This window comes from Paenarthrobacter sp. TAF1, from assembly GCF_052113825.1.
In the GTDB taxonomy this organism is placed as follows: Bacteria; Actinomycetota; Actinomycetes; order Actinomycetales; family Micrococcaceae; genus Arthrobacter; species Arthrobacter nicotinovorans.
The window spans coordinates 38489-44942 of record NZ_JBFRDO010000020.1 but is presented as its reverse complement, the minus strand read 5'-3'; the positions used below and the strand labels follow the sequence as shown (position 1 = coordinate 44942).

The following is a 6454-nucleotide window of genomic DNA, read 5'->3' as shown; positions in this document are numbered from 1 at the left end:
CCCCGGAAAGCGTGGTGATGCCGTGGTGTTCAATGGCAGCCAGGACGGCTGCAGGTTCGAACCTGTCCTGCAGGACCAAGGTGCCTCCCTTGAGCAGCGTCGGCAGCGCACCCATGCCCAGGGAAGCGGCGTGGAACATCGGGGCAATCATCAGCGCCACCTGCGTGCTGGTGACGTCGTAGTCGACCAGCACGTTCAAGGCATTCCATGTCAGGTTCCCATGGGTCAGGATGGCGCCCTTGGGGTTCCCTGTGGTTCCGGAGGTGTAGAGGATCATGCACGTGTCGTTTAGCGAAACGGCACACTCCTGGTGCTCTGCCGAGGCCGCGCGGATCGCCTTCTCATAGGACCCGACGTTGGGCCCTGATTCCACGACGAGTCGACCCGCTATGCGCGCCACGGTGCTGGCCGCCAGGGCCAGGTCGTCGCACTGCCGGGCATTAATGAGTAGGTTCGTTCCGGAATCCTCAAGGGCGAATGCCACTTCCTGCGGGGCCAAGCGGGTGTTGAGGGGAACAAAGACCGCGCCGATGCTTCCGCAGGCGAAGAGCGTTTCAAGGAACGCGGGGTGGTTGTTGCCCAGATAGGCCACCCGGTCCCCGCGTTTGACGCCGTGTCCCGTCAGGGCGTTGGACAACCGGTCAATGCGCTCGGCCAGTTGCTCGTATGTCAGGGTCAAGGAGCCGTCGGTGATGGCGGTGTGCCCTCGGGACTTGACCCGGCGTTTGTGGATCCAGCTTCCCAATCCTTGGTTCAACATCACAGGTCTTAGGCGTAGAAGCGGTAGATGCCGCGCGAGACGACGGCGGGTTTCGGGGCGCCGTCGACCTCGACGACCTGGTCGACGGCGATCTGGTAGCCGCCCTTGACCTCTTCGACTTCTGCGATCTGTGCCTTCATGCGGATCTGTGCGCCGACCGGCACCGGTGATGGAAAGCGGACTTTGTCCAGGCCGTAGTTGACCCGGGTGCTCACACCGGTGACATCGAAAAGCTCGGACCAGAATGCGATTTGCAGGCTTAGCGAGAGGTAGCCGTGGGCGATCGGCCCACCGAACGGGCCCTCTTTGGCTTTCTCCGGGTCGGTATGGATCCACTGGTGGTCGTCTGTCGCATCGGCAAACGTATTGACCTGGTCCTGAGTGACCATCCTGAACTCGCTGTAACCCAGGTCGGTGCCAGCGGCGGTTGCGAGCTGCTCGTAGGAAAGAACTGTCTGGCCCATGAAGGGTCCTCCTTCAATAGATAATGGTGGTTTGGGTATCGCTGGTAGCGCCGAGGCTTCCGTCTAGCGGAAAGCCCCGACGGCGGTGGCGTGTCCTAGAATCAACGCGTTTAACTCGTTGCCCCCGCAGGCTTCCCGGGCCAGCGCGGCGGTCTCCCGCAGCATCCGCGCGGTCAATGTTTTGGCCATCGCTGAGTTCTCGTCCACGTAGATGCCTTTGTCTTGCGCCTGGGTGAGGCTGGCCTAACGTGGCAAGGGACGCGGTGACCTTGGTGAGCTACCGGGCAGGTTCTCCTGCATGATCCGCAGGCTGGTTTTGCTCTCGGCCCTGCCCAGCTTCACTCCCGGCGCAGCCGGTCATGGAGAGTTCAGTCCCAGGACCCGGACCGCGTTATCCTTCAGGATCAGCGGGCGTATCTCGTCCTTGAGCGGCAGCTCGGCAAAGGCGCCGAGCCACTTCTCAGGGGTGATCAGCGGGTAATCGGTTCCGAAGAGCACCTTGGTGGCCAGTACGTTGTTGCTCATCTTCACCAGCGAGGCCGGGAAGTACTTCGGGCTCCAGCCGGAAAGGTCGATGTACACGTTCGCCTTGTGCGTGGCGATCGAATTGGCCTCGTTCTGCCAGGGCATCGAGGGGTGCGCCATGATGATCGTTAGGCCCGGAAAGTCGGCTGCCACGTCGTCAAGGAGCAGTGGGTTGGAGTAGCGCAGCTTGATGCCGCGTCCTCCGGGTAGCCCGGCACCCATGCCATTCTGTCCGGTGTGGAAAATGCATGGCAGCCCGAGTTCCTCGAGTGCAATCCAGAGCGGGTAGAACTCTTCGCTGGAGGGGTCGAAGCCTTGCAGCGAGGGGTGGAACTTGAAGCCACGCACGCCGAGCTGTTGGGCTTGACGGCGGGCCTCGGCGACGGCGGCCCGACCGGTGCGCGGATCAACCGAGCCGAAGGGGATCAGCACGTCGTTGTTGCGCGCCGCCCCGGCAACCAGGTCATCGATCGAGTTCGGTTCATGTCCCAGCGCGGTGCGTGCATCGACGGTGAACAGGACCGCGGCCATCCTCGCCTCACGGTAGACCTCGGCGATCCTGTCCACTGAGGGAGTGCGCTCCTCGGACTTGAAGTAGGCGGCCGATGCCTCGAAGAGGTCCTCAGGCATGGCCTTGTGACCGCAGTCGTCGACCTCAACATGGACATGCATGTCAATCGCGGTGATCGACCCGGGGTCGATCCCGGATTCGTAGCGGATGCTCATGGCGTGCGTTTCCTTGCTACTTTGCTGCCGCTTCGGTTTGCAGCTCGGCCGGAAGCTCGGGGAAGGACTCGCCTACTGACTGCAGCTTGTCGCCGAAGAGTGCATCGAACTGGTCCTGCAGGGTGTAGTAGTCCCAGCCGCCGTCATGAAACTCAGAAATAATGGCGTCCGGGTGGCTCCACAGCTGCAAGCGGTCTCCGCCGGCACCGATGGCCTGACCGGTGATCTTGCCCGCTTCCTCCGAGGCCAGGAACGCGATCAGCCCGGCGACATCGTCGGCGGTGCCGAAGCCCAGATCCTTGCGGAAGAAATCTGGCATTGCCTCGCCGCGCTCGTCGGCCTCCACGGCCTTGGCGAAGAAGGGGACAGTCTTGGTCATGGCGGTGGCCGCGACCGGGATGACCGCGTTAACGGTGACTCCCGTGCGCTTCATCTCCAGCGCCCAAGTGCGCACCATCCCCACGATGCCGGATTTGGCAGCTGCGTAATTGGTTTGGCCAAAGTTTCCGCGCTGGCCCGTGGGCGAACCGATGGTGATAATGCGCCCGGCGACGCCGTTTTCCTTGAAGTAGCCGAACACTTCGCGAACGCACGTGAAGGTGCCACGCAGGTGTACGTCTATGACGAGATCGAAGTCCTCGTCGGTCATCTTCAGGATGGACTTGTCACGCAGCACGCCGGCGTTGGTGACAAGGATATCCAGTCGGCCGAAGTTCCGGGTGGCTGCCGCAACCAGTGCCTTGGCGGTTTCGCTGGAGCTAACCGGCGCCACCACGGCTACGGCGTTGCCGCCCGTGCCAACGATCGAGTCCACAGCCTTTGCCGCGACATCGGCGTCGACGTCGTTGATAACCACGGCGGCACCCAGGCGGGCCAGCTCCTGGGCATAGCTCAGACCGAGGCCACGCCCGCTACCGGTGACTACCGCTACTTTTCCAGCCAGTGACATGTCCGCTCCTTCAAAGTGGTGTTGTTCCCACCAAAGCATCGTGGGAACCTTGCTTGGTACATAAGAACTTAAACTCTTAAAAAAATCAATGATTAATTTTATTATCTACTTCTCGAGGCACTGACTTGGTAAGCAAAAGCAGTACGAGCACCGACCCGATTGATCGTTTCCTCTCGTGTGAACTGGCAGGTGAAATCGAATTTTTGACGGCACGAACCCGCGCGTTGGGCGTCGCGAGGGCCAATGAGCTGCTGGAGCCATTGGGGCTGAAGGTCCGTTCCTACTCGGTGCTGTCCCTGTCCTGCAGCGGTCTCGCTCCCACGCAACGGGAACTGGCTGACTTCCTCTCCCTGGAACCCAGTCAGATTGTGCCTCTGGTCGATCACCTGGAGAGCCGCGGACTCGTCGAGCGCCGCGCCGATCCCAAGGATCGACGTTCCAAGATTATTGCGGGAACATCCGCCGGGCACGAGTTGTACAGGAAGGCGCGTCTGGTCACCGCACAGGGTGCATCCATAGCACTGGATCAGCTGAACGCGGCGGAGCAGGAAACACTGCGCGAGCTGCTGGCGCGCGTAGCCTTCAACCGCTGAGGCACAGCCTTCAACTCCAGTGGCGGAGAGCCCAGGCGGGGTCGCCCGCATTACGGTTCCTGAGGATGAGCCGTTTAATGGCACCACACCACTTTCGTTGCAGGTCCTGTTCTCTTGCTCCCCCTGGGTCCGATCCTGCAGCGGAATGCCGACGGCAGGACGCGCTGTGTCTCGGGCATTCCGCGTTGGGCTACATTCGCTGTGGTCAGGAAATCTCTACGGTCACCACCGCGGGGCCGGGGAGGGAGGCGCTGGCCATCAGGCCGTTTCGTGAGGTGACTGCCCGTGACACGCAGCATGTCATCTTCTCGGTGGCGGCCCGCTGGCGGGCGCTGTAAAAGACATCGCGGTGGTCGATGGCCCCGTCAAGCTTGAGGATTCTTACCTCACAAAGTCCACATTCGCCTTTCCGGCAATCGAACATCATATCCGCGCCGGCATCCTCGAGAGCTTCGAGCATGGAGCGTTCCTGTCCCACCGTAACTTCCAGTCCCAGATTCGGAACCCGAACGATGAATTCCTCCGGGTCGTGCCAGCCGCTGTTGCCAAATGTTTCGTAGCGCAGGTTGGGGTAGCTGAGTTCGCGTTCGATCCAGGTACGGCGGACGGCGTCCATGAGACGGATGGGCCCGCACATGTACAGTTCGGTATCGTCCGTGGCGCCTGCGACGAGTTCGTTTACGTTCAGCGGCGTTCCCTCGTCATCGATGTGGACGGCCAGCTTCTCGCCGTGGAGCTGCCGTAGCTCCTCCACATAGGCCATCGCCGCGCGGCTGCGGCCGGCATAGACCAAGGTGTAGTCCAAGCTCAGGTTCCTCAGGACTTTGGCCATATTGGTCATCGCAGTGATGCCTATGCCACCTGCCAACAAGATGTAGCGTTCGGCACCGACTCGGAGTGGGAAGTTCTGCAACGGCTGCGTGAATTCAAGCACATCGCCCGCTTTGAGGTTGTGCATGAAGATCGATCCGCCCCGGGACAGGGGAACCTTCAGAACACTAATGACGAGGTGCGTGCCGTCCTCGCTTGACTCGACGACTGAGTAGGACCTCGTGTCCTCGTGCCCCTCAATGCGGACCCTCACGTCAACATGTGTGCCAGGTTCTGCTTTTTTGGGAAGATCCGACGCGAGTACGATCCGTTGGATGTTGGTGGCGATCTTCTGGACCTCAACAACTGTTCCCCGTTGCCAGACCTCTATGTTTGTTGCTGCCATGTCAATTTCACCTTTTTAGTTCTGTCTGTCCCGCTCTAGGCGAGGGAAACCAGACGGCCTTCGGATTGCAGCTGTCGCTCGATCAGGCGCCTAACCCACATGCCGCCGGAATCGATGTTCAAGTTGTAGAACTCGTAGTCCGGGTTGGCATCAATGGCAGCCTGTTGGGCCTTAAGCATGGCTTCGTCCTCACCGAACACACCATGGACTCCCTGCCGCAACTGAGTCGTGATCAGTTGGCTGTCGAGGCGATAATTGCGCATGAATGCCCAGAAATAGTGGCAGGATTTCTCGCTTTCAGGGGTGATGGCATTCATCACGAAGCCGTTTACGCCCTGGCTGCGGTTACCCTCAAATGCTCCTGACCCTGCTTTGGCGACTCCAACATCGATGTTGATCACTGACGGGGATCGGTAGGTGATGATTTGCCACCTGTCGACTTTGCCTTCGAAGCCTGGGAATTTGTCGCGCATATTTTTGAGCCAGAACGGAGGAGCATCAATATTGAACATCCAGCGTGCAACGGTGACGGTGCTGTCATCGTGGGTAACAACGAAGTCCGATTCGCTCAGCTCGTCCTGTCCGATGGAAGAGGAATGAATAAATTCCTCGTGGGTGAGATCCATCAGGTTGTCCAGCACCAGCTGGAAATTGCACGGCGCGTAAATGGTTTCGCCGTCGCCTGCCCACGCCGATGAATCCAACTGGTGCATGTCGGGCACCAGCCCGGCGTCGGCCTTGGTTGGGTCACCGAGCCAAACCCACACGTAGCGGTGGCGCTCGACGACGGGAAACGACGGAACCGTTGCGCTGGGGTTGATGGTCTCCTGGGCTGGCATGGAGACGCAGCGTCCAGCCGAGTTGTACACGATGCCGTGGTAGGGACACTGGATCTGGTCCTTGCCGAGGGTCTTGCCGAGGGACAGCGGCGCGAGCCTGTGCCAACAGGCGTCGGCAAGGGCCACTGCCTTGCCGTCCTCTGTGCGATAAAGCGCCAGCGAGCGGCCGGCGACTTTCCGCGACATTGGTTGACGGGTCACTTCCTTGTCCCAGGCGGCGACGTACCAGACATTCAAGGGATAGCCGAGAACTTTATTGGTTGTGGAGCTCTGGGTATTGGCAGCAGTCATGGTTTTCCTTCATACACAGTGGGCGTCGACAATGGCGCCGAAGGGTTGCTAGGGAACGATGGACTGTCCCACTTAGATAACTATCGGCATA

Annotated in this window: 8 protein-coding genes; 1 reads left to right on the top strand and 7 read right to left on the bottom strand. The window is 60.5% G+C overall.

Annotation, left to right across the window (positions count from 1 at the left end):
• From AB4Y81_RS18940 to AB4Y81_RS18920, 5 genes are all read right to left on the bottom strand, one after another.
• The coding region (locus AB4Y81_RS18940) for an AMP-binding protein (protein ID WP_441996513.1) at positions 1-760 on the bottom strand (760 nt) is incomplete at its 3' end.
• An 8-nt stretch (positions 761-768) separates the two neighbouring features.
• Complete coding sequence (locus tag AB4Y81_RS18935; protein ID WP_285241516.1) at positions 769-1224, bottom strand: MaoC family dehydratase; 456 nt, start codon at positions 1222-1224, stop codon at positions 769-771.
• Positions 1225-1287: 63 nt separating this feature from the next.
• A complete protein-coding gene (locus AB4Y81_RS18930) occupies positions 1288-1431 on the bottom strand; it encodes a hypothetical protein (RefSeq protein ID WP_285241517.1) in 144 nt (47 codons plus the stop codon).
• Between the two features lie 150 nt (positions 1432-1581).
• Positions 1582-2475 (bottom strand): amidohydrolase family protein, encoded by an 894-nt coding sequence (locus tag AB4Y81_RS18925; protein WP_434326551.1) that lies wholly within the window; start codon positions 2473-2475, stop codon positions 1582-1584.
• Positions 2476-2491: 16 nt separating this feature from the next.
• Positions 2492-3424 carry an SDR family NAD(P)-dependent oxidoreductase gene (locus AB4Y81_RS18920; RefSeq protein WP_441996510.1) on the bottom strand — a complete coding sequence of 311 codons (933 nt, stop codon included), beginning with the start codon at positions 3422-3424 and terminating at the stop codon, positions 2492-2494.
• Between the two features lie 203 nt (positions 3425-3627).
• On the opposite strand from AB4Y81_RS18920, the gene AB4Y81_RS18915 reads away from it, so the two are divergent.
• Positions 3628-4017, top strand: coding sequence for a MarR family winged helix-turn-helix transcriptional regulator (locus AB4Y81_RS18915; RefSeq protein ID WP_434326552.1), 390 nt, complete (start codon positions 3628-3630; stop codon positions 4015-4017).
• A 205-nt stretch (positions 4018-4222) separates the two neighbouring features.
• On the opposite strand, the gene AB4Y81_RS18910 is transcribed toward AB4Y81_RS18915, so the two are convergent.
• Together AB4Y81_RS18910 and AB4Y81_RS18905 are read right to left on the bottom strand one after the other, a co-directional pair.
• A complete protein-coding gene (locus tag AB4Y81_RS18910) occupies positions 4223-5233 on the bottom strand; it encodes a PDR/VanB family oxidoreductase (protein WP_434326553.1) in 1011 nt (336 codons plus the stop codon).
• A 35-nt stretch (positions 5234-5268) separates the two neighbouring features.
• Positions 5269-6363 (bottom strand): aromatic ring-hydroxylating dioxygenase subunit alpha, encoded by a 1095-nt coding sequence (locus AB4Y81_RS18905; protein ID WP_285241522.1) that lies wholly within the window; start codon positions 6361-6363, stop codon positions 5269-5271.
• Positions 6364-6454 lie beyond the last annotated feature (91 nt).

Excerpts from the sequence above, each read along its gene's own strand:
- AB4Y81_RS18920 (WP_441996510.1), bottom strand. The coding sequence starts at position 3,424 with ATGTCACTGGCTGGAAAAGTAGCGGTAGTCACCGGTAGCGGGCGTGGC.
- AB4Y81_RS18935 (WP_285241516.1), bottom strand. The coding sequence starts at position 1,224 with ATGGGCCAGACAGTTCTTTCCTACGAGCAGCTCGCAACCGCCGCTGGC.
- AB4Y81_RS18905 (WP_285241522.1), bottom strand. The coding sequence starts at position 6,363 with ATGACTGCTGCCAATACCCAGAGCTCCACAACCAATAAAGTTCTCGGC.
- AB4Y81_RS18925 (WP_434326551.1), bottom strand. The coding sequence starts at position 2,475 with ATGAGCATCCGCTACGAATCCGGGATCGACCCCGGGTCGATCACCGCG.
- AB4Y81_RS18910 (WP_434326553.1), bottom strand. The coding sequence starts at position 5,233 with ATGGCAGCAACAAACATAGAGGTCTGGCAACGGGGAACAGTTGTTGAG.